Annotated in this window: 25 protein-coding genes and 4 pseudogenes; 15 read left to right on the top strand and 14 right to left on the bottom strand. The window is 60.2% G+C overall.

Features of this window, described 5'->3' with window-relative positions:
- The first annotated feature begins 296 nt into the window (after positions 1-296).
- The 3 genes from RIF85_RS05590 to RIF85_RS05580 are packed head-to-tail and all read left to right on the top strand — an operon-like array spanning position 297 to position 1,378.
- Entirely contained in the window at positions 297-674 is a 378-nt protein-coding gene (locus tag RIF85_RS05590) for a hypothetical protein (RefSeq protein ID WP_309070925.1), read from the top strand.
- Between the two features lie 33 nt (positions 675-707).
- Positions 708-1,001: a hypothetical protein gene (locus RIF85_RS05585; RefSeq protein ID WP_309070924.1), complete on the top strand. Its 294-nt coding sequence runs from the start codon at positions 708-710 to the stop codon at positions 999-1,001.
- Between the two features lie 53 nt (positions 1,002-1,054).
- Positions 1,055-1,378: a hypothetical protein gene (locus RIF85_RS05580; protein ID WP_309070923.1), complete on the top strand. Its 324-nt coding sequence runs from the start codon at positions 1,055-1,057 to the stop codon at positions 1,376-1,378.
- A 165-nt stretch (positions 1,379-1,543) separates the two neighbouring features.
- Here RIF85_RS05580 and RIF85_RS05575 read toward each other — a convergent pair.
- From RIF85_RS05575 to RIF85_RS05555, 5 genes and pseudogenes are all read right to left on the bottom strand, one after another.
- Positions 1,544-2,157 (bottom strand): annotated as a pseudogene (locus tag RIF85_RS05575) (recombinase family protein).
- Between the two features lie 534 nt (positions 2,158-2,691).
- Complete coding sequence (locus tag RIF85_RS05570) at positions 2,692-4,263, bottom strand: gamma-glutamyltransferase (RefSeq protein ID WP_309070922.1); 1,572 nt, start codon at positions 4,261-4,263, stop codon at positions 2,692-2,694.
- 56 nt (positions 4,264-4,319) lie between these two features.
- The gene (locus RIF85_RS05565) at positions 4,320-5,123 is read right to left on the bottom strand and encodes an amino acid ABC transporter ATP-binding protein (protein ID WP_375164405.1); all 804 of its coding nucleotides are present in this window, start codon (positions 5,121-5,123) and stop codon (positions 4,320-4,322) included.
- A complete protein-coding gene (locus tag RIF85_RS05560) occupies positions 5,123-6,055 on the bottom strand; it encodes an amino acid ABC transporter permease (protein ID WP_309070920.1) in 933 nt (310 codons plus the stop codon). The genes RIF85_RS05565 and RIF85_RS05560 overlap by 1 nt, the downstream gene beginning before the upstream one ends.
- Positions 6,039-7,034: an ABC transporter substrate-binding protein gene (locus RIF85_RS05555; RefSeq protein WP_309070919.1), complete on the bottom strand. Its 996-nt coding sequence runs from the start codon at positions 7,032-7,034 to the stop codon at positions 6,039-6,041. The genes RIF85_RS05560 and RIF85_RS05555 overlap by 17 nt, the downstream gene beginning before the upstream one ends.
- A gap of 69 nt (positions 7,035-7,103) precedes the next feature.
- On the opposite strand from RIF85_RS05555, the pseudogene RIF85_RS15930 reads away from it, so the two are divergent.
- The 6 genes and pseudogenes from RIF85_RS15930 to RIF85_RS05530 all read left to right on the top strand — a co-directional run.
- A pseudogene (locus RIF85_RS15930) lies at positions 7,104-7,319 on the top strand (winged helix-turn-helix domain-containing protein); the annotation flags it as partial.
- A 33-nt stretch (positions 7,320-7,352) separates the two neighbouring features.
- Positions 7,353-7,805 carry an FCD domain-containing protein gene (locus tag RIF85_RS05550; RefSeq protein WP_309070918.1) on the top strand — a complete coding sequence of 151 codons (453 nt, stop codon included), beginning with the start codon at positions 7,353-7,355 and terminating at the stop codon, positions 7,803-7,805.
- Positions 7,802-8,569 carry a YoaK family protein gene (locus RIF85_RS05545; RefSeq protein ID WP_309070917.1) on the top strand — a complete coding sequence of 256 codons (768 nt, stop codon included), beginning with the start codon at positions 7,802-7,804 and terminating at the stop codon, positions 8,567-8,569. Before RIF85_RS05550 ends, RIF85_RS05545 begins: the two co-directional genes overlap by 4 nt.
- 912 nt (positions 8,570-9,481) lie before the next feature.
- Complete coding sequence (locus RIF85_RS05540; protein WP_309070916.1) at positions 9,482-9,739, top strand: alpha/beta fold hydrolase; 258 nt, start codon at positions 9,482-9,484, stop codon at positions 9,737-9,739.
- A 307-nt stretch (positions 9,740-10,046) separates the two neighbouring features.
- The gene (locus tag RIF85_RS05535) at positions 10,047-10,193 is read left to right on the top strand and encodes a hypothetical protein (RefSeq protein ID WP_309070915.1); all 147 of its coding nucleotides are present in this window, start codon (positions 10,047-10,049) and stop codon (positions 10,191-10,193) included.
- Between the two features lie 69 nt (positions 10,194-10,262).
- Positions 10,263-10,814, top strand: a complete 552-nt coding sequence (locus RIF85_RS05530; RefSeq protein ID WP_309070914.1) for a phosphoribosyltransferase family protein — start codon at positions 10,263-10,265, stop codon at positions 10,812-10,814.
- Positions 10,815-10,859: 45 nt separating this feature from the next.
- Here RIF85_RS05530 and RIF85_RS05525 read toward each other — a convergent pair whose 3' ends face one another.
- On the bottom strand, positions 10,860-11,216 hold the full coding sequence (locus RIF85_RS05525; RefSeq protein ID WP_309070913.1) for a hypothetical protein: 357 nt from the start codon (positions 11,214-11,216) through the stop codon (positions 10,860-10,862).
- A gap of 652 nt (positions 11,217-11,868) precedes the next feature.
- On the opposite strand from RIF85_RS05525, the gene RIF85_RS05520 reads away from it, so the two are divergent.
- Positions 11,869-12,243: a DUF1016 N-terminal domain-containing protein gene (locus tag RIF85_RS05520; protein ID WP_309070912.1), complete on the top strand. Its 375-nt coding sequence runs from the start codon at positions 11,869-11,871 to the stop codon at positions 12,241-12,243.
- Positions 12,132-12,691 (top strand): annotated as a pseudogene (locus RIF85_RS05515) (PDDEXK nuclease domain-containing protein). The gene RIF85_RS05520 and the pseudogene RIF85_RS05515 overlap by 112 nt, the downstream one beginning before the upstream one ends.
- Positions 12,692-12,771: 80 nt before the next feature.
- Here RIF85_RS05515 and RIF85_RS05510 read toward each other — a convergent pair.
- A complete protein-coding gene (locus RIF85_RS05510; protein WP_309070910.1) occupies positions 12,772-13,074 on the bottom strand; it encodes a DUF4193 domain-containing protein in 303 nt (100 codons plus the stop codon).
- Positions 13,075-13,468: 394 nt separating this feature from the next.
- On the opposite strand from RIF85_RS05510, the gene RIF85_RS05505 reads away from it, so the two are divergent.
- From RIF85_RS05505 to RIF85_RS05495, 3 genes are all read left to right on the top strand, one after another.
- A complete protein-coding gene (locus RIF85_RS05505) occupies positions 13,469-13,870 on the top strand; it encodes a VOC family protein (protein WP_309070909.1) in 402 nt (133 codons plus the stop codon).
- The gene (locus tag RIF85_RS05500; RefSeq protein WP_309070908.1) at positions 13,753-14,346 is read left to right on the top strand and encodes a DUF664 domain-containing protein; all 594 of its coding nucleotides are present in this window, start codon (positions 13,753-13,755) and stop codon (positions 14,344-14,346) included. The genes RIF85_RS05505 and RIF85_RS05500 overlap by 118 nt, the downstream gene beginning before the upstream one ends.
- 64 nt (positions 14,347-14,410) lie before the next feature.
- Positions 14,411-15,127 carry a class I SAM-dependent methyltransferase gene (locus RIF85_RS05495; RefSeq protein ID WP_309070907.1) on the top strand — a complete coding sequence of 239 codons (717 nt, stop codon included), beginning with the start codon at positions 14,411-14,413 and terminating at the stop codon, positions 15,125-15,127.
- Between the two features lie 20 nt (positions 15,128-15,147).
- Here the strand turns inward: RIF85_RS05495 and RIF85_RS05490 are convergent, their stop codons facing one another.
- The 7 genes from RIF85_RS05490 to RIF85_RS05460 all read right to left on the bottom strand — a co-directional run bounded on the left by RIF85_RS05490 (position 15,148) and on the right by RIF85_RS05460 (position 21,989).
- The gene (locus tag RIF85_RS05490; RefSeq protein ID WP_309070906.1) at positions 15,148-16,563 is read right to left on the bottom strand and encodes a dihydrolipoamide acetyltransferase family protein; all 1,416 of its coding nucleotides are present in this window, start codon (positions 16,561-16,563) and stop codon (positions 15,148-15,150) included.
- Positions 16,564-16,565: 2 nt separating this feature from the next.
- Entirely contained in the window at positions 16,566-17,672 is a 1,107-nt protein-coding gene (locus RIF85_RS05485) for a transketolase C-terminal domain-containing protein (protein ID WP_309070905.1), read from the bottom strand.
- A complete protein-coding gene (locus RIF85_RS05480) occupies positions 17,669-18,865 on the bottom strand; it encodes a thiamine pyrophosphate-dependent dehydrogenase E1 component subunit alpha (RefSeq protein ID WP_309070904.1) in 1,197 nt (398 codons plus the stop codon). The genes RIF85_RS05485 and RIF85_RS05480 overlap by 4 nt, the downstream gene beginning before the upstream one ends.
- A gap of 184 nt (positions 18,866-19,049) precedes the next feature.
- A complete protein-coding gene (locus tag RIF85_RS05475; RefSeq protein WP_309070903.1) occupies positions 19,050-19,520 on the bottom strand; it encodes an Lrp/AsnC family transcriptional regulator in 471 nt (156 codons plus the stop codon).
- Between the two features lie 134 nt (positions 19,521-19,654).
- On the bottom strand, positions 19,655-19,942 hold the full coding sequence (locus RIF85_RS05470; protein ID WP_309070902.1) for a DUF1905 domain-containing protein: 288 nt from the start codon (positions 19,940-19,942) through the stop codon (positions 19,655-19,657).
- 37 nt (positions 19,943-19,979) lie between these two features.
- Positions 19,980-21,485, bottom strand: coding sequence for an NCS2 family permease (locus tag RIF85_RS05465; RefSeq protein ID WP_309070901.1), 1,506 nt, complete (start codon positions 21,483-21,485; stop codon positions 19,980-19,982).
- A 9-nt stretch (positions 21,486-21,494) separates the two neighbouring features.
- Positions 21,495-21,989 (bottom strand): nucleoside deaminase, encoded by a 495-nt coding sequence (locus tag RIF85_RS05460; RefSeq protein ID WP_309070900.1) that lies wholly within the window; start codon positions 21,987-21,989, stop codon positions 21,495-21,497.
- 354 nt (positions 21,990-22,343) lie between these two features.
- On the opposite strand from RIF85_RS05460, the pseudogene RIF85_RS05455 reads away from it, so the two are divergent.
- A pseudogene (locus RIF85_RS05455) lies at positions 22,344-22,908 on the top strand (hypothetical protein); the annotation flags it as partial.

Genomic DNA, 22,908 nt, shown 5'->3' with positions numbered 1-22,908 from the left:
GTCCTACTAATCCACTTAGCACCGCCCGTAAGCCGGTCGTTCCCTGCTGCGTAAGCCGAACCCTGACCGGGCGGAGAATGCCGGGTTAAGATGGCCGCGATTGGAATACTACAAAATTGGGGGACAAACTGGGCGAGAACACTGATCAGCCAATGTCTGAACCACAACCGCAGTACCCAGCTGACGCACCGACTGCACAACAGCCTGCGCCAGGCATGCGATATGACAAGGCAGCACCGCCCAGACCGCTAGCGCTAGCCTCGGGAGGACGAATCACCGCCGGTATCCTCTCTATCGTGCTGGGTGTCTGGATGCTCTTCTGCTCGGGCTTAGTATTCGTGGACGCCTTTGAATCTTTCACGGACACTCGCATCGTTGCCGCCGTCGTCCTCCTCATCGCCCTGGCGACCTTGATTATGGGCATCACCTGCCTGTCGCTCCCAAGGGGAGGCCTGCGACTGACCTTGACGGTCGCCTGCGTTCTGGCCGTAGCAGTTGTAAGTTCGCTGCTGCTGTTGGACGTGTACGGATTGTTTCTCCTCATTCCCGCCCTGTTATTGGGACTTCCTGCCCTTCTGGTGATGCTGAACGATGCGCGTGATGCTTCAAAGTGCGATCCCGGCATCCATCGCCCGGCATATCGTTCACCCCCAGGGGTTCTCAGATATGGCTGACGACCGACCGGCTCAAGGAGAAGGAAAATCACCATGGGTTGGTGGAACGACGAGGCCGCCAGATGCCGTTCTGATACCAACCACCCGCGTGCGATGCGATGGTCTCGTGAGGCGTCTCCCCAGCAATTGAGGGCTGGACGGGAGCCCGATGAGATCAAGTACTTCGCGGGATTGATGACTACGGTCACCCCTACCGTCCGGGAGGGTCTTGATCGTCGCCTCGCTGTGTCCGGCGACGTCATCGAGGCGCGTCTTCCGCATCTCGGAGCCTTGCTGGGGCTGGGCCTTGATCCCCGCAGCTACGATGAACCACTCACCGACAAGTAGCTCGCCAACGCGTACGCATCCCGCATGATCCGCGATCGGGAATCGCTCTGAACGTGGCCCGCGAAGGCTGGTCCCCTCGCGATGTTCTCGCTCACGGCGTCATCGACTATCACCCGGTCACTGTCGGGCCGGCCGAAGTCCACGCGGATCACATGCAGGAATGGCTCGAAGCAGACGCCGTCGATGGGTTCTGGATCTCACCCGACATTTACGAGGACGGCGTCGATGCGTTCGTCGATGAAGTCGTCCCCGAGCTGCGCCGTCGGGGAATCTTTCCCGAGCAGTACCCGGGCGCAACTCTCCGTGAGAACCTCGGTGTGCCGGAGCAATACGGACCCGACCCCCGCGTCAGCGACACTAACCCGGAGGACTTGTAGGAACACCGCGAGGGACTTGGCAAAGACCGGAAACCGGCCCTAACGCATCGCAAAACTTGCTGGTACTGCCGGGCGCGTATGAGTGTACCCACACGCTCCAGCTTCGTTAGACCGAATGTGCGGAGAGGTTGAGATATGAGGCGTCAGACAATTGCGGGGGCGTCGTCATTCCCTGGGGAGCGTGGCGATCAATTGCTGTGCGTCGAGGTTGGCGATTCGCCGGTACAGGGTGGCTCTGGACATGCCGAGATCGCGTGCGACATGGGAGGCGGGTTGGCCTTGTTTGATGAGTCGGCGGGCGTTGGCGATTTGGCTGTCGCTGAAAATAGGTCGTCGTCCGCCGAGGTCGAGGCCGGCGGTGCGGCGTTTGGTGTTGGAGTCGTTGACGCGTTCGCGTTTGATCTCGAGCTCCATCTGCGCGAGGGCAGCCATCACGGTGAAGACCATGGATCCCATGGGTGTGCCGGTGTCGACGTTCCCCCCGCCGAGGTTCAGGACTCGCAGGTTCACCTTTTGAGCTCGAAGTTTATCGGCCAGGGGGAGCATGTTGGAAGTGGAGCGGCCGAGGCGATCGAGTGTGGTGACGATCAGAGTGTCGCCTTCATGTAATGCGTCGAAGGCTTTGTCGAACTGCGGCCTCCTCGCATGAGCACCACTTACCCCGTGGTCGATGTAAAGGTCATCGCGGCGAACTCCGGGCCGCGAGTAGGTCGGTGACTTGCCGGTCGGTGTCCTGGGCGCGAGTCCGATACCCGCGCGTATCCGATGAGCTTGCCCATGCGGCTCCTCCAGGTCTATTGGTCCCAAATAACTTGTCTCGCAACCTACTTCTCAGTCACGAAGGGACGCCCATACTTAGGAGACAGGGTAGCAAGACATAGAGGGAGTAGTAGTGGCGGGGGAGTGGTGCTGTCTCGCCCTAGTGCGTTGCAACCCTAGCGTTTTGAGACAAGTGAATGTTGCAGACGCCGGACCTTCATCGTGCACCTTTTCGGGCAGGTCCTACCGGGATCGGTGCGCCAGCGATCCTGCGAGTTTCGACTGTTCGCATGGAGGCCCGAGGAGGGTTCGGCTTATGCAGCAGTCACGGGTACAGCGGTAGTGCTGCCGAGCGGGCGGCCGCTCTATGGCTTATCTCTCGGCGACGTCGGGAAGCAAGGGTGAGCGCACGAATTGTGCTACAGGCTGCGGCGTAATCGAGTCCAACAGAATGTCAGCGAAGGAGACTGAAAGACTCAACGTCATCGGTCGTCTTACTAGGAGTAGAGGCTCGAGGAAGGTTGCCTCCCTCGAGCCTCTATTGGGTGAAGCAGTTATACGGCCATGCCGGTCCCGTCGGAGCGTGGATCGCTCGTTGCGGTGAAACTTTGATCGGATCCTACGCTGACAATGTTGGCGTGGCCTAGGAATTCGCTCCTGGGTTCGACGAGGGTCAATTTGAACCCAGCCGCGATGAGAGCGGCTTTGTCGGAGTCAGGAATGTCCTCTTCGCAGTAAAGTGCATCTTCCGGATGGTCGGCTCCTAGGCCGCCGATGATCCATCGGGGACGACTTGCCGCTTCGGCAGGTGTGGAGCCAGCCATTAGTCGACTCAATACCTGGTAGTGGACCTGTGGCTGTGCTTTGCCGCCCATGGTTCCGAGGACCCATCGCAGATTGCCGTTCTCAGTAACCATCACCGGCATGAGCGTGTGGCCGGGCCGTTTGGCGGGGGCGATCGTGTTGGCATGCGAAGGATCTAGCGAGAAGAACGCTCCCCGGTTGTGCAGCAGGATCCCAGTCTCAGGTTCCAGGATCAGCGAGCCGAACGGGTGGAACACACTTTGGATGATGCAAGCTGCGTAGCCTTCCTTATCTGCGGCCACTACCGCGACTGTGTCCCCTTTCGGCTGCGGAAAAGAATCGAGCACACCAATTGGCTCACGTGAGAGTGCCCGGTGCGCCATCGCCTGTAAATACTCCTCGTTGAGCACTTCAGCCTCGGAGGTCGAACTGTGGAAGGGGTCAGCTAGCAGCCTGTCGCGGTCGCGGTTTGCCTGCGCCCACAGTATGGCCAGTGATCCGGCGTCCCGTCGATCCTCGGGTAAGGCGTTACAGGCACCAAGTACCTGGGGTAGCAGGAAGCCCTGGGTGTTCAAACCGCTGGTGTGAATCTCGTATTGGTCATAGCTAAATGAGAGAACCGGAGCGTCTACACAGGCATAGGACTCGAGGTCTTCCTTGGCAAGGAGGGAGCCCAACTTTTGCAGGCCTCTTATGAGTGCGTCGCCGATTTCACCTTTATACATCTCACCCGCTCCAACGGACGCGATGCGGCTGAGCGTTCTTGCCAGCGCCGGCTGCATAAGATGATCGCCTACTTCCAGGGGCGTACCACCGGGAGCGAACACCGATTTCATCCCCTCATCCTGCATGATGCCGGATAGGTTTCCCGCTATGGCTTTGCCCAAAGACCCAGTGACCACCGTCCCTTCATTCGCCATTTTTACGGCGGGATGAACCAAATCTTCCCAGCGTGTTCGCCCTGCTTTGCGATGAATAGCCTCCAGGCCAGCCACCGCCCCTGGAACAGTAATGGTTTCCAGGCCTGAGATCGGCATCTTGGACCCATACTTCTCCCGCAGAATCTCTGCATCAGTGGCTGCAGCCGATGGCCCACTGGCGTTAATGCAGTGGATGCGATTGTCGGGGGTTCTGATCAATGCAATCAAATCCCCGCCGATGGAGGTGTTATGAGGATAGTTGACAGTCAGGGCGAAAGAAGCCGCAATGGCTGCATCAACGGCATTTCCCCCTCCGGCGTAAATTTCAACCCCGATGTCGGTTGCCGCCCGATGTGGAGTCGCAATAGCACCTGATCGTCGGAGGCTGTTATCAGCAGTCAAAAGTAGATCCTCTTGCCTTCGTTTATTGTGCAGAATGAGTTGCGGAATGGACGTGCTCAGAGCACCCTTTTGAGGAATTCCTTCGTCCGGTCGTGCGACGGATGTACCAGAACTTGGTCGGGGCTGCCCTGCTCAAGAATCTTCCCGCCGTCCATGAACACGACGTTGTCGGCAACGCTCCGGGCGAAATCGATCTCATGAGTCACGACAACCATGGTCAGACCCGCGGTGGCCAGGTCGGTCATGACGGTGAGTACTTCGCCCACCAGTTCAGGGTCAAGGGCAGAGGTCGGCTCGTCGAATAGGACAACCGCCGGTTTCATCGCCAATGCTCGCGCGATTGCAACCCTTTGCTGCTGACCGCCGGAAAGCTGTGCCGGTGAGTGATCCGCTCGATCGGCAAGTCCAACCTTGGCCAAAAGTTGCAGAGCCTGTTCCCGGGTCTCCTTCCGGTCCCGTCGCAGGACGTTGACGGGCCCTTCCATTACGTTCTCCAGAGCAGTTTTGTGCGCGAACAAGTTGAACCGTTGGAAGACCATCGCTGCTGTCACACGCTGACGTGCCAGTGCTTTGTCGGAGAGCTCAGTAAGCCTATTGCCGTTCCGGCTAAAACCCATGTACTGGTCGCCGACTTGCACGGTGCCCTGTTCGGGCACCTCCAGTCTGTTGATGCAACGCAGCAGGGTGGATTTACCCGACCCGGACGGGCCAAGGATGCAAACTACGCTGCCAGGCGGAACGTCCAGATCGATGCCTTTAAGTACTTCAATGTCACCGTAGGATTTATGCAGCCCACGAACTCTTACCGCGGCAGGCGCCACCGCGGTCTCCTCATGTCCAGTATTCACAGTTGACGTCATCAACCCATTGCCTCTTCCTTGCGGACGGATGAGCCCCTGCGCCGGCGCAGCGGTTCTCCATTCAACTTTTTCTCCATCATGTGCTGAGCGATGGTCAACACACCCGTCATCACGCCGTACCAGATGGTCGCCACGATCAGCAGCGGTATCTGTTGAAAGTTCTGCCCGTAGATGGCCTGCACTTGGTACATCAGGTCGCCTACTCCGATGAACATGACAATCCCTGAGTATTTGAGGATGGAGACGAATTGGTTGATGGTAGGAGGGATGATGATTCGTACGGCCTGCGGCATGATGACTCGTCGGAAGATCATGCCTTTGGCCATCCCAATGGACGCGGCGGCTTCGACTTGGCCGGGATCAATGGCGATGATGCCGGACCGGATTATTTCTGCCATGTAGCCAGCACCAAAAAGTGACAGTGCGATTAGGGCTGCAGGGATCTGTCCGATCAGGACGTTTGTGTCGGCGGACCAAATCTCCGGACCGAACGGGATGCTGATGCTGATCTTCGGAATAATGGACGCCAAGAAATACCAGAACAAGAGCTGGACGAGCAGCGGGATACTTCGCGAGGCATAGACAGCGGCAGCCGAGGTTGCCCGCAGAACGGGACTCGACGAGATCCGCATTACGGCTAGCAGCACTCCCAGTACCGTCCCGCCGAGCATCCCTACTGTGGTCAGGAACAGCGTGATCTTTACCCCGTCGAGGATCGGCTGACTGAAGAGGTAGCTTCCCACAAGGTCGAGGCGCAGATTCTCACTCGTGGATACGAACCGGATCAGCGAATAAGCACACAGGATCAAGACGGCCCAGTAAAAGTACTCGGCGGGTTTACGGCGCTTATGCACTGTCAGAGCTGGCGTCGTCGCTTCCTCCAGTCGCGCGGCAGTTCTCTCCCTAAGGCTCATTTCACCCTTCCGCCGCATTGACCGGGGCTCCTTCGAGGCTCGCGAATTCCAGCCCGTACTCCTCCAGCAGCGCGTCGTAGGTCCCATCCTCCTGCAGTTCTACGACGGCTTGAGCTACTGCGTCACGCAGTTCCGCATCGTCTTTATGAAATAACGCTCCCCCGGGAACTTCACCAAAAAATTCACCGGCGACGTCAAATGATTCCGGTGCCTGCGCCTGTGAATATGCGACCAGTACGCTTGCATTGAGCGCTGCATCTGCCCTACCCGTCGTCAGAGCCTGAGGGATATCGGTCGGGGCTTGGACTACTAATTTGTCGATGGCCGGTTTACCTTCCGCAGTGCAGTCTTCGGAAATGGCATCGGCAGCCCGCTCGCCAGCACTGTTCGACCCGACAACCGTCTTCACGCCGCAAAGGTCCAGCGGCTGCTCGATCCCGTCAGGGTTGCCCTTGGGGACCAAAATCCCCGCTCCGACCTTGAAATAGTCAACGAAGTCGACGGTCTCCTGGCGTTCCTTGGTATCGACGACAAATGACATGACCGTCTCGTACCGTTTCGCGTCCAGGCCCGCGATAAGACCCGTGAATGGTGACTTGGCGAACTCAGGCTCCAAGCCCAGAACGGCCGCTATCTCACGAGCCAGTTCGCCTTCAAACCCGGTAATCTCCTTCGTGGCGGGGTCTTCGTAAACCATAGGAGCAATGCTCGGGTCGACGCCGATCACCAGTTTCCCGTCAGCACTTATAGATTCGGGCACCATCGCCGCGATGTCGGCATTAGCCTCACGAGCATCGCCCGTGTCCTCCGGTTCCGTCGAGGCAGCACCGTCGCCCCCTCCACAACCTGTGAGCGCAAGCAAGGAAATGGCGGCTACCGCTCCGGCTTTAGACAGATTTCGTTGAACTCGCATATTTTCCTCGGTTCCTAAGTGGTCCAACCAATGGACCAATCTGGCGTTGGAGACTATCCTTGCTGAAAGTAGGTGCTTTGACAAGAGATTTCCTGCGGCGGTGGGTTACGTTTACGTTTCACGTCTCGCCGCACGAGTAGGTGGAGGGTAACCGTGGACTGGCGCAAGTCACTATTTCCCCAACTGTCAAAAGGTGACTCACTGGCGACCACACTTGAGCGACTCATCCTTGACGGCGAGATACAAGCTGGCCAGCGAATCCCCTCTGAGCGGGCGCTGGCTGAGGAGTTTGGGTTCTCCCGAGGGAGTGTCCGTGATGCACTCCGAGACCTCTCACAAAAGGGCTTAATCAAACGGAAGCCCGGGTCGGGCACAACCGTGCAAGCTTTCGACTCGTCTCCAATGGGGCGCACTGTCGCTGCAGGACTCGGTTCGGAGGAAACGGAGCTGATGCAGGTAATGGAGCTGCGAGCCTGCATCGAACCGCCTCTGGCCGAACGTGCCGCTACGCGCGCCACGGAGCGAGATATCGCCCAGTTGGACAGGATCATTCAAGATACCCGAGGCGTCGATTCCGGCAAAGAATTCGCCATTTTGGACAGATCCTTTCATCTAGCGATAGTGCAGTACACCTACAACCCGCTCCTGGTCACACTGCTGGATCGAGTCCAGGAGCTAGCGGAACCCTCAAGAAGCGAGAAACTGTTGACCAGATCCCGTATCACCTCGTCCGCCAGGGAACATCAGGCCATCGCGGATGCCATAGCGCGACGCGACTCCGCAGGGGCTTTCGAAGCCGCCGCAGCCCATCTCGCCTCTATCCAGACGAGGATCCTCCAGGAGATTCGAAAATGACCACCCCGCAACAAACCTCGGCACCAGACAGGACTTCCCAGGAACCGAAGCAGCCGGAAACTCCCATCGATCAACGCTGGAACAAGCGCGTGCTCTGGCTGCTGATGGCTCTGACCTTTGGAACCGGAATCGTGGACGCCATCGGCTACCTTGCGCTGGACCACGTCTTCATCGGGAACATGACAGGGAATGTAGTAATTCTTGGCATGGCCATCGTCGGTGCCGAGAACTTACCAGTTTTGGGCCCATTGGCTGCAATGTTGTGTTTCTCGGCGGGAGCTGCGATCACGGGGTTGATACTGAAAAGGAAGCCGGCGATGTGGTCGGGCACAGTCACGCTGCTGCTGCTTTTCGCGGGACTTATCCTGATCTCGGTCGGACTCCTGGCATTCCTATCCCAGGATCAACCCGATTCCACGACGCAGCTGATCATGTCTTCCCTGGCCGCCGCTGCAATGGGAGCCCAAGCATACGTAGCGCGCAAACTAGCCGTGCGCGAAATGACCACCGTCGTCGTTACATCCACCCTGACCGCATTAGCAGGGGAGGCCTTCTTCCACCGCGGCATGAAGGGCCTACTGAACAGACGAATCGCAGCTATCTTGGCAATACTCCTCGGCGCCGCCATGGGCGCCTTCCTGATCAAAATCAGCATCGGGCTCGCGATGTCAGCTTCCGGGACCATCATTATCGCTGTTGCCCTCCTTGGCCACTGGGCAGCCAAGAACGCTATCAAACGCAGGCGTGCACTTGCGAATGCCTAGTGAGGGACCGCTCCGTGAGGAACACCCCGACCACTCAACGACCCCGTAATAAACAGCCTCCCCCGTCGGTCTCGATGAACGCAGTTCAGAAGAACACTACGACGGATAGTGCCGTCAACACAGATAGCACCTGGCGGATGGGTACGGTGGGGGATCGTCATAGCCGTGTAGTCCTGCACGGCTGCGGGAGTAAGCTAGCGGAACTGTCTCGTACTTATGTCTTGCATCCCATGGGATACGAGACAACCTCTAGCGCGTAGCGTTTGGGGCACGTCAGCTTTTTCCCTTTATCCGGACATCGTCAGCCTGACGCCGCCGACGGCGCCTGCACGCCTTCTACTTAGTTGCCCCAAGGGGGCAAGCTGAGGACATGCCAGATTCCCTACGCAGGCGGTACCCACCCCCGTTCCAAATTTGTATAGGAATACTTGTGGGAGTTTGTGTGGCGGTCCCACCTCTCTTGCGACTGGAGGAGCAGGGATGGACGGGAATCAACATCTTCTTCTTTGTCGCAGGTTCAGTAATAACGGCAGTCTGGGTCGTGCTTGCCGTCTTGCGCTTACGGGCGACGCGGCAGGAATCTGAGGAAAGCTTTACTGGATCTGCACCGAAACCGGGCGGTCCTCAAGGATGACACTGCGATAACGCATTTTCTCGTCCAATCCCTTACAGGGAGGGACGGTGAGGCATCCTGGAGCTGCCACCTGCGTAGTCATTGAGCTGAAACTTGCCAGCTAAAGCGCCCGCCCCCGCCGGTCCCAATCAGCCCTCCTAAGGTGCGGCGAGGAATCGCCTTTCCCGATCGGGTGCACCTTCTCCGTAGGATTGCCGAATGGAAGCACGGTCCGAGAAGTCACAGCCGACGATGGTGTCACAATCTCGTACACGGTTTTTGACGGAGAAGAGCCGGCAGTGACGATTCTTCACGGGCTTGCCGGAAGCATCCGCGAATTTCTGCCTACCGCTCATGCCCTGAACGGACGAAAAGTCGTCCTGATCGATCAGCGTGGCCATGGGCTCAGCAACCGACTACCGGCCGATACATCACGGCAGGCCTTCATCGACGATGTCGTTCGAGTCATCCAAGCTGAAGGGCTTGGCGGCGTGGACCTCGTGGGCCAGTCAATGGGGGGCGCATACGGCGATGCTATTTGCGGCGTCACATCCTGACCTGGTCCGTCGGCTTGTCCTTCTTGAGTGCTACGCCGGTGAAGGGGAAGCCAATGACCATACGGCGATGGGTGATTACTTCCGATCCTGGGAGGTTCCGTTTACGACTCGTGAGTCGCGCAAACCGCGCTCGGGGACACTCCGCTCGCGCGGGCATGGGTTTCCGATCTAGAGGAACGCCACGACGGTTTCTATCCGAGGTTCGACCCGGACGTGATGGTCCGGACCATCGCCGCCGTTGCGTCTGCACGGTGGGAGGAATGGGAGAACATAAATTCCCACGCTTGCCATCTACGCCGATCACGGCATGTTCACCGACGAGCAGAAGGACCTTTTCACTCAGAAAGGCTTGAACGTTTCCCGCGTCGACCTGGCGGACGCATCACATGATGCGCATCTTGACGCCTTCGACCAGTGGATCGATGCTCTCGCAAGCTTTGTAGGCAAACCGTGAGGGGATGTTGAGCGACACGGTCGCGCGGTGTTGCGCGGCGAATTTCGGCAGTGTTGCGAGGATAAATGCATGCGGAAGGAATCTGATATGCGGGATCGTCTTCGTCAGTCGTTTCGATGGCGAGGGGACCGGACCGATCCAGATTTTAGAGCTGATGTCACCGGATGGTGGCGGAGTCCAGACCTACTCTTGTCGCTCGGTCCGGGTCTAGCGGCTCTCTTTGCAGAATCGGCACCGACCGTCGTCATGGGTACCGAATCTCATGGAAGCTTGCTCGGCGTCCTAACGGCGCAGCATCTAGGTATCGGTTTCGCTGAAGTACGGAAGGACCCTGGGCGTGCGGCCGACAGCGATGCTTGGTGGGAGACGTCGACTGGACCTGATTACCTCAACCGAAGCTTGCGACTCGGGCTGCGCCGCTCATTGTTAAAGGCTGGGGACCGGGTCCTCTTCGTGGATGACTGGATCGCCACCGGTGCTCAGGCAGAAGCGTGCCATTCGCTTGTCGAGATGAGTGGTGCGGCCTGGATCGGCGCAGCGGTCGTCGTCGACGGTCTCGAGAGAACCTCCCTACGGCGGAAGCTCCAGCTCAGATCGATGCTCAACGTTCGAGAGCTCTAATCCGATGAGGCAGGTCCTGTTCGGTGAGGGATCGATCAGGAATCACTACGCCGGCCTTCTATGATTCAGCCGCCGGATCTGAAACGCTGCGAGCAACGCGGCTACGACACCAAACCCCGTCGCCATCAGAAAGGAGGGTAACGGCATGTTCCCAACAAGGGTTAGTCCGACCCCGAGATAGATGATGGTCATGAGGCCTGCACCTAGAGCCCCAGCGCGACCATTGGGAAAGCTTTCCGGCGACGATATACGAGCCATGCGCAAGCTGATCAAGGCGCCGACGCCCGTCATCAAACCTGCCAACGCACCAACAGGAATGCCGATCATGCCGAGGACAACCATTTGTGTGAAGCCCAGCCATAAGGACCCGTGCTGTTGAGCGATGAGGTCCAACAGAGTCAATCCGGCACCTACAAACGCACCCAGTGAAGCGCCCGCCACCGCAGCCCTGAGTAACAGCGGCAACGCAACCGGCGCCACTACGAACCAGCCCCCATGCACGACACCCTAATCCATCCCGGAATGACCAGATGCAGAAGGGCACTCCGACCGTGGCGCAGTGGGGGCTCCAAGTAGCCGCAATCTGAGGGCTGGCTGCTATTGGCTTTGCGGGGCTGGCTGCTTTGCGGTGTGGATTGAAACGAATGCCACGATCCCACAGCACAGCGCTACACCGATAGCTGCGAGGGAAAAGTAGTGTGCAAAATGCGAGCAGCGTGTATGAGGCGTATGCGAATAGAAGGACTGACAAGGCGCCAACCACTGATGCCAGTGTCAGCACCGATTGCCTTCGAGACGCGAGTTCAGGATTCTCGGTCCGCTGGGAAGAGTTCGTAAGGACCGCCCTGACGATCTGTATGCCGAATGCCAGCGCGGTCAGAGTTATCAGGACGGCAATAAAGGCAGATGGAGATGTCTGCGAGAAAAAGCCGACTACGAGCATCAGAATGATGCTTCCTATCAGTGGCTCGGTCCAGACGTTCCCCGTTGTCGTCATGTTGCCATGCTAAGTACTTCCAGATCGACGTGATGGGACACCCCCGAGACACGAGCGGTGAGGGACCCGTCTAGCTGGACTGTCATACCGGTACCTGCAATACATGACTGCGATGGTCCGGGCCTGGGGCGCGGCACGGCAAATGTGCCACAGCTTGTGGCACATTTGCCGTGGGGCCATATTTTCACGATTTTGGACAAGGCAGCCACCGGCGAGGAACGGGACTGGTATGCGGCCGCAGCCGTTCAATACGGTTGGTCCCGGAACGTGCTGCTGAACATGATGATGAATCGTTCGGTGGAACGCACCGGTACGGCGACATCCAATTTTACTCGCCAGCTCGCAACTCCGGACTTGCCCAGCATGCGGCCAAGGACCCCTACAATTTCGAGTTCCTTGGCCTGTCCGGTGAGGTCGCCGAACGCGACCTGAAAAATGCCCTGACGAGCCGCATCACCGAAACCCTCCGGGAGTTGGCCCAGGCTTTTCCTTCGTAGGCCGTCAGGTGCACTTCGACGTCGATGGTGACGACTACTATGTGGACCTGTTGTTCTTCCACATCGAACAACTCCGGTACGTGGTCATCGAGCTGACGACGGGCAGATTCAAGCTTGAATATGCGGGGAAACTCAACTTCTATGTTGCCCTTGTCGATGACATGCTTCAGCGGGACTACCACAACGAAACGGTCAGGATTCTGATTTGCGGGACCGAGAACGACCGCAGCGTCCGCTACAGCCTGGGCCGGTCAACGTCGCCGATGGCCGTCGTCGCCTACACCTACGACAAGCTACCGGCAGCAGAGAAGAAGGCACTTCCCAACGAGGGACACCTCGTCGCGGCTCTCGAATGGGCTGAACCTGTCACCGAGGAAGAATAGAAAAAACCCCTTCTGACTAGGCGTTTTACAGTGCCAATAACCTATTTATGAGTGACCTCTCGGACTGTGCCTCAGTCAAGTTAGCCTTCGCACTCGATGCAGTACGTATGCCCGTTTGCCTCGCGCGCCTTCTGCGATTGGTGCCGAACCAGGAAACAGGAATAGCACGTGAACTCGTCCTCGCGCTGCGGGATCACCTGAACGATGAGTTCGTCGGAAACGATTTCTCCGCCGGGGGTCAGCCCCTCATCAAAGGCGTCGGCTTCGTCCAACTCCTTCACGACGCTGCGTGCATCTGGGGCGTTGGCGGCCTGCAAGGCCTCCAGGGAGCGATCCTGGGATTCCTTGACGTCGGAACGGACTTCGTCGTAATCGGTTGCCACTTTAGATGCTCTTCTCTCTGGCGCATGCGGGTACCACTACACGCAGATATGCAACGCACATCTGCGTGTCCTTGTTCCGCAGGTTGAGGAGCCAGACCGTTCCCCAAGTGGGTAGGCCGCACTAACTGCACTGGAGACTCTGTTACTTCCGGACTTTGTTGTCGACTGATGCCGATACTTGTCTAGATGTCAACCCGAAGGGCATGACGCGCCGCACGTGCAGGCTGAACGTCGAGACAGGATGACCGCGACCACGCGTAGCGCCCTATGGGGCACGGTGAGGAATTCTTCCGCCAATTTCAGGCTCAGCGATGACTTTCGTGAAGTCGATCCGTCTATCAAGTATTGAACGACTATTCGATCGAAACACATACAAGCGTCAGGAGTGCTCACCATGGCTGCACCTCTCATCTACATCAACTTTCCCGGAACCGCCGGGGAAGCTTTGAGTTTCTACAGGGACGTTTTCGGGGGCGATTTGTCACTGCACTCCTATGAAGACTTCGGCAGGACCGATGGCCCACCGAGCGCTGTGGCGCACGGCGTCCTCGACGGCGTGGTCGCCCTGGCTGGCTCAGACGCTGCTACCGGAGAGCAGCCGGTACGGGTGGAAGGCCTCACCCTTTCGCTGCTGGGTACAGCTGAACCGGCAGTTCTGCATCAATGGTTCGACAAGTTGTGTGTCGGTGGAACAGCTGTCGACCCCTTGGTGCAACGGCCCTGGGAAGGCTCAGACGGGCAGGTCACGGACCGATACGGCCTCCGCTGGCTCATCGGATACGAGTCAAAAGCGTGAATGATGACTTACTACTGACTCAGCTGGTGAAGGAACGAGCCCACGTACTAAGAGCCGTCACCGGCATATCAGAACCCGCGATGGGTCGGTCTCTGGTCCCGTCTGGCTGGACGATGACACGGATGTTGAACCACCTCGCGTTCGACGACGAGCTGTTTTGGATCTCCGCCGTTCTCGGCGGTGAAACGAGGGCGATCGCCGCTCTTCACAATGGCTGGGCGTCCGAGCCGATGACAGGTGCAGAAGCGATCAGGATGTACCAGCATGAAATCGCGGCCAGCGACGAGGTCCTCGCTCGGACAGACCTGAACGAGCCTCCGCGCTGGTGGCCTCCGGCCAGCGAGTTCAGCGCACCGCCCATGTCCACCGGCCGAGAGGTTCTGTTCCGCGTACTCATCGAGACATCCACCCATGCCGGTCACCTCGATATCGTGCGTGAGCTAAGCGACGGGCATCAGAACCTCGTCGTGGAATGACACAGATAGTTAGGATTCGAGTTGACCCTACTCACCGTCGGCGAGCCTCTGAGAGTGAAAATCTATGAAAGCTGATCTCTATGACAGTTTTGCTGAGAGTTACTCCGCGGAGAATGAGTCCAGCCTTCTCAACGCCTACTACGAGCGGCCGGCGATGATCGCCCTCGCCGGTGACGTCGAGGGCCACCGGATCCTTGACGCGGGGTGCGGCTCCGGACCCCTGTCCGCGGCGCTGGCCGCGAAAGGCGCTACCGTGACCGGCTTCGACTCCAGTGCCGCCATGCTGGATCTGGCACGACAGCGTTTGGGCCCGACGGCGGGCCTGCGCCTGGCCGATCTCAGCAAGCCGCTTCCTTTCGCTGATGATTCCTTCGACGATGTTGTCTCATCCTTGGTCCTGCATTATTTGGAGGACTGGTCAGCACCACTTGCCGAGCTAAGGCGTGTGCTGAAGCCAGGGGGCCGTTTGATCCTGTCGGTCAACCACCCCACGGTGAGCGTGATCACCCAACCCGACGAGGACTACTTCGCCATCCGGCAGTACTCGGAGGACTACGAGTTCAATGGCCAGCCCGCGGTCCTGACCTTCTGGCACCGACCACTGCACGCGATGATCAATGCCTTCACATCGGCGGGATACCGCATAGTCACCGTGAGCGAACCACCGCCATCCCCAGGCACTCCCCATGAACTCCTGCCACCGCGCATCCTCACCGGCGAGAAGACAGCCTTCTTGTCCTTCATCTTCTTCGTCCTCGGGACTGATGGTGAGGGCGTGTAGACGGACAAGGCTGTCGGACGTCAGAGATCCGCCAGTGCTGACGCCGGGCTCTCGATGGCGTCCGCGACGTGCCGGAGGAAACCGCCCGCAGTTCCGCCGTCGCACACGCGGTGGTCGAAGACGAGCGTAAGCTCAACCATTTTGCGGATTGCGAGTTCGCCGTCGACCACCCAGGGCCGGTCGATGATGCGGCCGACACCGAGGATAGCGACCTCGGGGTAGTTGATGATGGCCGCTGATCCGTCCACGCCGAATACTCCGTAGTTGTTCAGCGTGAAAGTGCCGCTGCCCAGCTCCGCGGGAGTGGCCTTCCCTTGCCGGGCGACGCTGCTGAGGCGACGGATCTCGGCATCGAGCTGGCGGGCGCTGAGACGATCGGCGTTACGGATGGACGGAACCACAAGACCACGCTCCGTCTGGGCGGCGAAACCGAGATTGACCCCGTCGAAGCCGATGATCTCCGCCTCCTCGTTCTCCGCCGAGTAACGGGTGTTCAGCTCCGGATACTTCTTCAGACCCGAGAGAACGAAGCGGGCGATGAAAGCGAGCAGCCCCGGCGTGTTCTCCGGGTCCCGCTTCTTCAGATCGGCGCGGAGTTCCACCAATGCGGTGGCATCCACATCCACCCAGACCGTGGCTTCCGGAATGTCCCGGCGGCTTCTGGTCATATTTGCAGCCACTGCCTTGCGCACACCCTTGACCGGAGTCCGTGAAGACACGTCAAGACCGGTCCTTGAGTCCAGATCCGCTGAGCCGCCAGCCGACGCGGGCGTGGTGCTCGCCGAGGCGGGCTGGTCCTGCGAGCTTCGCACGGCGGGCGCGTGCGGCGTGGAGAGGGCTGATTCGACGTCACGGCGGGTGATGAGGCCGGCGGGCCCGGTTCCGTGGAGGGAACCAAGGTCGACGCCGTTGTCCTTCGCGATCCGCCGAACAAGTGGGGAGCTGACAGCCATGCGCTTCCCTTCGCCAGGCGAGACCGTCGTCGTGCTGGCGTTGGCGCTGGCGCTGGCGGGTGCGCCGGACCCGGCCCTGCGTGGCCGGCTTCGGCGTGCCTGGCCGTGGCCGCCGGGGGTGCCGTATCCGATCAGGACGTTGCCGGAACCGGCCTTTTCCTCTTCCCGGTAGGCCGTTGCTGCAGCATCGGCTGCCGGTGTGGCGCTCTCATCGGCGAGCGGCTTGCTGGCTGCGGCACCGGGAGCTGTCACGGAAATGAGCGGCTTGCCGACGTCGAGAGTCTGCCCGGGCTCTCCGTGGAGAACTGCCACTGTGCCCGCATAGGGCGACGGCACCTCGACCATGGACTTGGCCGTTTCCACCTCGGCGATCGGCTGATCGACTCTGATTTCATCACCAACGGAGACGAGCCACGTGACCAGTTCGGCTTCGGTCAGACCTTCGCCGAGGTCGGGGAGGAGGAATACGTTCGTTTCGTTCATGATTAGTCGTCCCACTGAAGGTCGTCGACGGCGTCGAGGATGCGATCCACGCTGGGCAGGTAGTGGTGCTCGAGTTTTGGCGCGGGGTAGGGGATATCGAAGCCCGTCACCCGCCGGATCGGAGCCGCCAGGTGGTGGAAACAGTTCTCCTGAACCCGGGCCACGATTTCCGAGGCTACGGACGCGAAGCCATGGGCTTCGGCGATGACGACGGCGCGTCCCGTCTTCCGGACGGACTCGTTCACCGTCGTGTCATCGAAGGGAACGATGGAGCGGACGTCGATGACCTCCAGGGAGCGGCCTTCCTCCGCGGCCGCGGCAGCTGCGGCTAACGCCGTCGGTACGGACGGCCCGTAGGCGATGAGGGTGGCGTCGGTGCCGGTTCGGGCAACGGCAGCCCGTCCCTCGCTGGCGACGCCAGCTGCCCGATTGGCAACATGTTGTTCGCGCAATGCTTCCAGGTCCACCAGGTCCTTGGACCAGTACAGTTTCTTGGGTTCCATGAAGACCACGGGGTCATCGGAATCGATCGCCTCGCGGAGCATCCGGTAGCCGTCAGCGGCAGTGGCCGGCGCATACACCTTCAGTCCGGCCGTATGCGCATAGTAGGCCTCGGAGGAGTCACAGTGGTGCTCGACGCCGCCGATGCCTCCGGCGTAGGGGATGCGGATCACGATGGGCAGTTTGACCGCTCCCCGGGTGCGGTTATGCATCTTGGCGACGTGGCTGGCGATCTGCTCGAATGCAGGGTACGCGAAGGCGTCGAACTGCATTTCAATGACCGGCCGCATGCCGTTCATGGCCATGCCCACTGCCATGCCGACGATGCCGGACTCCGCCAGCGGCGTGTCGAAACACCTCTGTTCCCCGAAAGTCTTGGTTAGACCATCGGTGATGCGGAAGACGCCGCCCAGCAGCCCGACATCCTCGCCGAACACAATGACGGCGTCGTTCTCCTGCATGGCGTCGGACATGGCCGTATTGAGCGCCTTGGCGAGGGTGACGGACTCAGGCCCTTTACTGGATTCAGCGGCTCTGGCGGCAGCCGTGGCGGTTGCGGCACTGACGTTGCCGTTTGCCTCGGAGGAAGTGGTGATCGTGGGGCTCATTCTGCGGCCTCTTCCCTGGAGAGCTCATCGGCGAGCAAGGCTGACTGTTCCTTGAGCTGCGGGGTGGGGGTGGAAAACACGTACTTGAAGAGGTTCTGGGGGTCCACCGGGACGTCTTTGCCGAGTCCTTCACGGAGCTGGCCAGCAACTCCTTCAGCCCTATCTGTTATCCGAGCTTCCACTTGCTCAGTCAGCACACCTTTTTCGGTGAGATAGGTCTTCATCCGTGTCAAGGGATCCTTGGCCTGCCATTCGGCGACTTCACTGTCCTGGCGGTAGCGGGTGGCGTCGTCGGCATTGGTATGGGCCTGCATGCGGTAGGTGTGCGCCTCAACGAGAAGCGGCCCCGACCCTTCGCGGGCGAGTTTCACCGCACGGCCCAATACGGCGAGCAGAGCGACGAGGTCGTTGCCGTCGACGCGTTCACCTGCCATCCCGTAGCCCACTGCCTTGTGTGCCAGCGATGGAGCAACGGACTGATGCGCGAGGGGGACGGAGATGGCGTACTTGTTGTTCTGTACGAAGAAGATGACGGGGAGCCTGAAGACAGCCGCGAAGTTCAGGGCTTCATGAAAATCGCCCTCGCTGGTGGCTCCGTCGCCGCACATGGCCAGGACGACCGTTTCCTCGCCGCGCAGCTTGGCCGCGTGGGCTACACCCACAGCGTGCAGAAGCTGTGTTGTCAGCGGCGTCGACTGGATTCCGACGTTGCGCTCATAGGGGTCATACCCTCCGTGCCAGTCACCGCGGAAGATGGTCATGACCTTCACGGGATCAACCCCGCGGGTCATGACTGCAACGGAGTCCCGGTACGTCGGGAACATCCAGTCGCCCTCTGCGAGACACAGTGCTGCCGCAACCTGGCAGGCCTCCTGGCCGTGGCTGGACGGGTACACAGCCATGCGTCCCTGACGAACCAGGGCTGAGTTCTGGTCGTTGACCCGCCGTCCGATGACCAGTTCCTCATAGGCTGCCAGCAAGGCTTCATCGCCCGGAAGCGGGTACTCATGTCCGGGCTGGGTTCCCTGTTCGCCGGCGGGCACCAGTTTGCCGTCAGGATTCACCATCTGGATCGGATGGCGTGCGGGGAGGAGGTAATCCTCGACCGTGATGCCGAACTTCCGCACTGATTCAGCGATGGGATCTGCGGTGGGCGCGTTGGCTTCCCCTTGGGGATGAGCGGAGATCGTCATTGTTCCGTCCTTGCTGGATCACTATTTCCAACAATTATCCGCCCGGGGCCACCTGTTGGACAGCTTTCCCGAGCAAGCGCGGAACTTTAGTTACACATCCAATGGTTCAGTGGACGAATTGTCAGTGTGACCCGCATTACTCCGCAACGAGTGGACGGATGGAAATTACTGAGCCGGCGCGGGCCTACCGATTATCCAGATCTTCGAAGATCAGGAAGGTCTGCGTGTCCAGGACACCTGACATCGACTGCAGCTGGTCGAAAATGATGCGGCGCAGGTCGGCGTTGTCCGTCCCGCGGACCAGCAGGATCACGTCGAAATCCCCGCCGACCAGCGCAATGTGCTCCACCTCGGGAAGCGCACGCAGAGCCTCCTTGAGCTCCCGCCAAGAGCGCTGTTCCACTTTCAGCGTCACGTAGGCCGAGGACTTGCGCCCTACCTTGATCGGGTCCACCAGTGCTGTGAACTTCCTGAGCACACCGTCATTCGTGAGGCGGCTGATCCTCGTGTAGGCGTGGGCGCGGGAGATGTGGACATTCTCAGCAACCTGGCTGACGGACATGCGGCCGTCCCGGGTTAGTTCAGCGAGGATCTCGCGATCGATGCGATCCAGTTCCGTGGAGACGGGCGCTCGCGTTTCCTTCTCGTCGGCCACGCCCGTGCTCCTTCGCTACGCGATCCGGATATCAACTATCAGTACTCGAGCCCCCACTATATGTGGCCTGCACGTCTCTGAAGTAGGCGAAGAGTCTCCGCCAAGCGCCTGCTCGAAGACCTTCTGCTTAACCCTCACGCATCTATGGAGAGCAGCAGTGTCACCCTGTCGCCGTCGTCAATTCCCTCGTCCCTACGGACGAAGTCCTTGATCGGCACGATGTAGCCGCCGTTCTTCGGGAACATGGCGGTGGTCCAGGTGGTGCCGCCGATGGTTACCGCCGCCGGGATCATTCCCCAGCCGTAGCTGACCACCTTGGACACCGCCCGGACCTCCACGCACTGCTCCTCCGGCACCGTTACAAAATGGAACGGTGCCGGGCCCCGCCAATACCAGATGTCACCCTCGAAGGTCAGCTGCACGGGGCCAGCATATTCCGGTGCGCCCTCGGGTGTTAGGTCAGCCGCCCATCCAGAGCGTGATGGGTCCACGGGCGAAATAAACAAGGAACCCCGCGGCCACCACCCACAGGAGCGGATGGATCTTGCGGGCCTTGCCCGAAGCCGCGCGGATGATGACCCAGCTGATGAAGCCCGCTCCGATGCCGTTCGCGATCGAGTAGGTCAACGGCATGGTCACGATGGTCAGGAATGCAGGCAGCGCGATCGAAAAGTTCCGGAAGTCGATCTCGCGGATCTGCGCCACCATCATCGCGCCGACGACGACGAGTGCCGCCGCCGCCACCTCCAGCGGAACCACCGCAGTCAGCGGAGTGAAAAACATGGCCGCCAGGAAGAGCCCGCCAGTCACCACGGATGCGAGGCCCGTGCGTGCACCCTCGCCGATGCCGGCGGCTGAATCGATGAACACCGTATTGGACGAGGCGGATGTTCCACCGCCGGCAACCGCGCCGACGCCTTCAATCACAAGTGCGGATTTCAGGCGGGGGAAGTTGCCCTGCTTGTTGGTCAGACCTGCCTGCTTCGCGAGCCCCGTCATGGTGCCCATGGCGTCGAAGAAATTCGTGAAGACGAGCGTAAACACCAGCATGGTGGCGGCGAGAGCGCCGATGCGGTCGAACGCCCCGAAGAGGTCGAATGCTCCCACCAGACTGAAGTCCGGCAGCGACACGATGTTCGAGGGGATCACCGGAGCGTTGAGGTGCCAGCCGGTGGGATTGTCGGGCCCGCCCGCGCCGAGGCGCATGGACATCTCGACAATGATCGCGATGACGGTGGTCACCACAATGCCGATCAGCAGTCCACCCTGAATCTTGCGAGCGATCAGGATGCCCATGGTCACCAAGCCGATGATGAAAACGAGCGTCGGCACGGTGGTGATGGAGCCGCCGTCGCCCATTTGAACCGGCGGACCGCCGGCCGTGCGGGTGACGAAACCGGAATCCACGAAGCCGATGAAGGCAATGAACAGCCCGATTCCGACGGTGATCGCCGCCTTGAGCTGCCGTGGTACAGCGTTGAAGATCGCTGTCCGCGCGCCGGTCACGGCCAGCAGCACGATCAGCAGGCCGTTGATGACCACGAGGCCCATCGCTTCGGCCCAGGTGACGTCACCCACGACGGAAACGGCGAGGAAGGAGTTGATTCCCAAGCCCGCAGCGATGCCGAATGGGAGGTTGGCCACGATCCCGAAGATGATGGTCATGACTCCCGCGGTCAGCCCCGTCACGGCGGCGACCTGGCTGGCTTGAAGCCAGCCCCCCTCGACATCGAGTGCGGCGGCGTCGGGACTGAAGCCGCCCAGGATCAACGGATTCAGGATGACGATGTAAGCCATGGTGAAGAACGTGACGAAGCCGCCGCGGACTTCCCGGCCCTTGGTCGAACCGCGTTCGGTGATCTTGAAGAACTTGTCGACTGGGCTGAGGGGTGCGGGCTGTAGGGGTTGCGCCGGACGCGTGCCGGAGGGCTCAGGATGGCTGCCGGGTTCGATGAGGATGGCCATGGCCTGCTCCTAGTAGTCCACCCGCGCGGCGAGTGTGCTCCACGCTTCGAAGGGTGCGGTGGCGATGACCTGGGCCGATGACGTCAGGTCGTAGTGGCGGACCGGCATGGACCGGTTCTCCACAGGGGTGGCGAAGTAGTCGTAGAAGACTGCATCATCGAAGCCCGCTTTGGCGGCGTCGTTCCGGTCGGCAGCGAAGACGACGGCGTCCACGCGCGCCCAGAGGGCGGCCGACAGGCAGAGGGGGCACGGCTCGCAACTCGTGTAGAGGGTGCTGCCGGAGAGGTCGAAGGTTTCGAGGGATGCGCACGCATTGCGGATGGCCATGACCTCGGCGTGCGCAGTTGGGTCATTGTTGGCGGTGACCCTGTTGACGCCGTCGAACGTCTTGCCGTCCAGAGTCACGATGAGCGCACCGAACGGGCCGCCCGAGTTGTGTACGTTGTCTGTTGCCAGAGAGATGGCTCTGGAGAGGAACTGCTCTTCTTTGGTGGTGGTAGTCACGGAGATACTCCCGAACGTGGGGCAGCAATCGCTCGCGTCTACGGGCGCCAACAAAGGGAGCGGTGTCATGCGACCAGACTGCTGCGGTATGGGATTTGCAGGTCCACCTGGTAGATAGCTCCAAGAGAAGGAGCCCGCCGTTGGCTTCGTTATCCGACGTTAGCAGTGCGGTGTGACTTACACCATACCTTTCGTGAAATAACTTTCTCATTCAGCGGAAAACTTTTGCTCGACGCGAGGCTTCTCCAGTCACAATCCGACACGACATGCCCGGCGCTTCCCGGGCTCCCCGGCATTGGGAGAGTGCGCTGTCAAAATCGTGGGGGAAGCATAGCTATTTGGAGGTCCACACACATGAGTGCCCAAGACAACACCGCCGGTCGCCTGAAGGCCATTGTCCAGATCCTCGCCGAGCAGCCTGGAGCCGCAGTAAAGGGTGCAGATGTGCTGGCTACGGCTGTTGCGCGCGTGCCGCTCAGCGAGTGGGAGAGCGAAGTCCTCAGCGGCGGCGTCGCCCGCGGCGTGAAGCGGCTCTCGGCTGCGACGGCATCCCTCGTCAAGGAGGGATACATCGTCAAGGGCCGCACCGGCTGGACCATTACCGAGGAAGGCTCGCGCTACGCTACCGCGCCCGACGCCGTCGCACTGGCGGGCAACTTCGGCCACCGCCTGGGTGCCGAGGACTGGGCACCCGCCGAGGAGCAGGTGCAGATGGCCTACAGCCCCGTCTCACAGCGCTGGGAACTGACCGCACAGCTGCCTGCCGGCACCTACGAATACAAGGTCGCCATTGACCGTTCGTGGGAAGAGAACTACGGCGCGTTCGGCGTGCGTAACGGCGCAAACCACGTACTCCAGCACGACGGCGGTGTGGTCACCTTCCGCTATGACCACCGCTCGAAGGACGTCGAAGCAACGG

This window comes from Arthrobacter sp., assembly GCF_031179385.1.
Classification (GTDB): domain Bacteria; phylum Actinomycetota; class Actinomycetes; order Actinomycetales; family Micrococcaceae; genus Arthrobacter_D.
The sequence above is the reverse complement of the archived record's forward strand: the minus strand, read 5'-3'. Positions and strand labels throughout refer to the sequence as shown.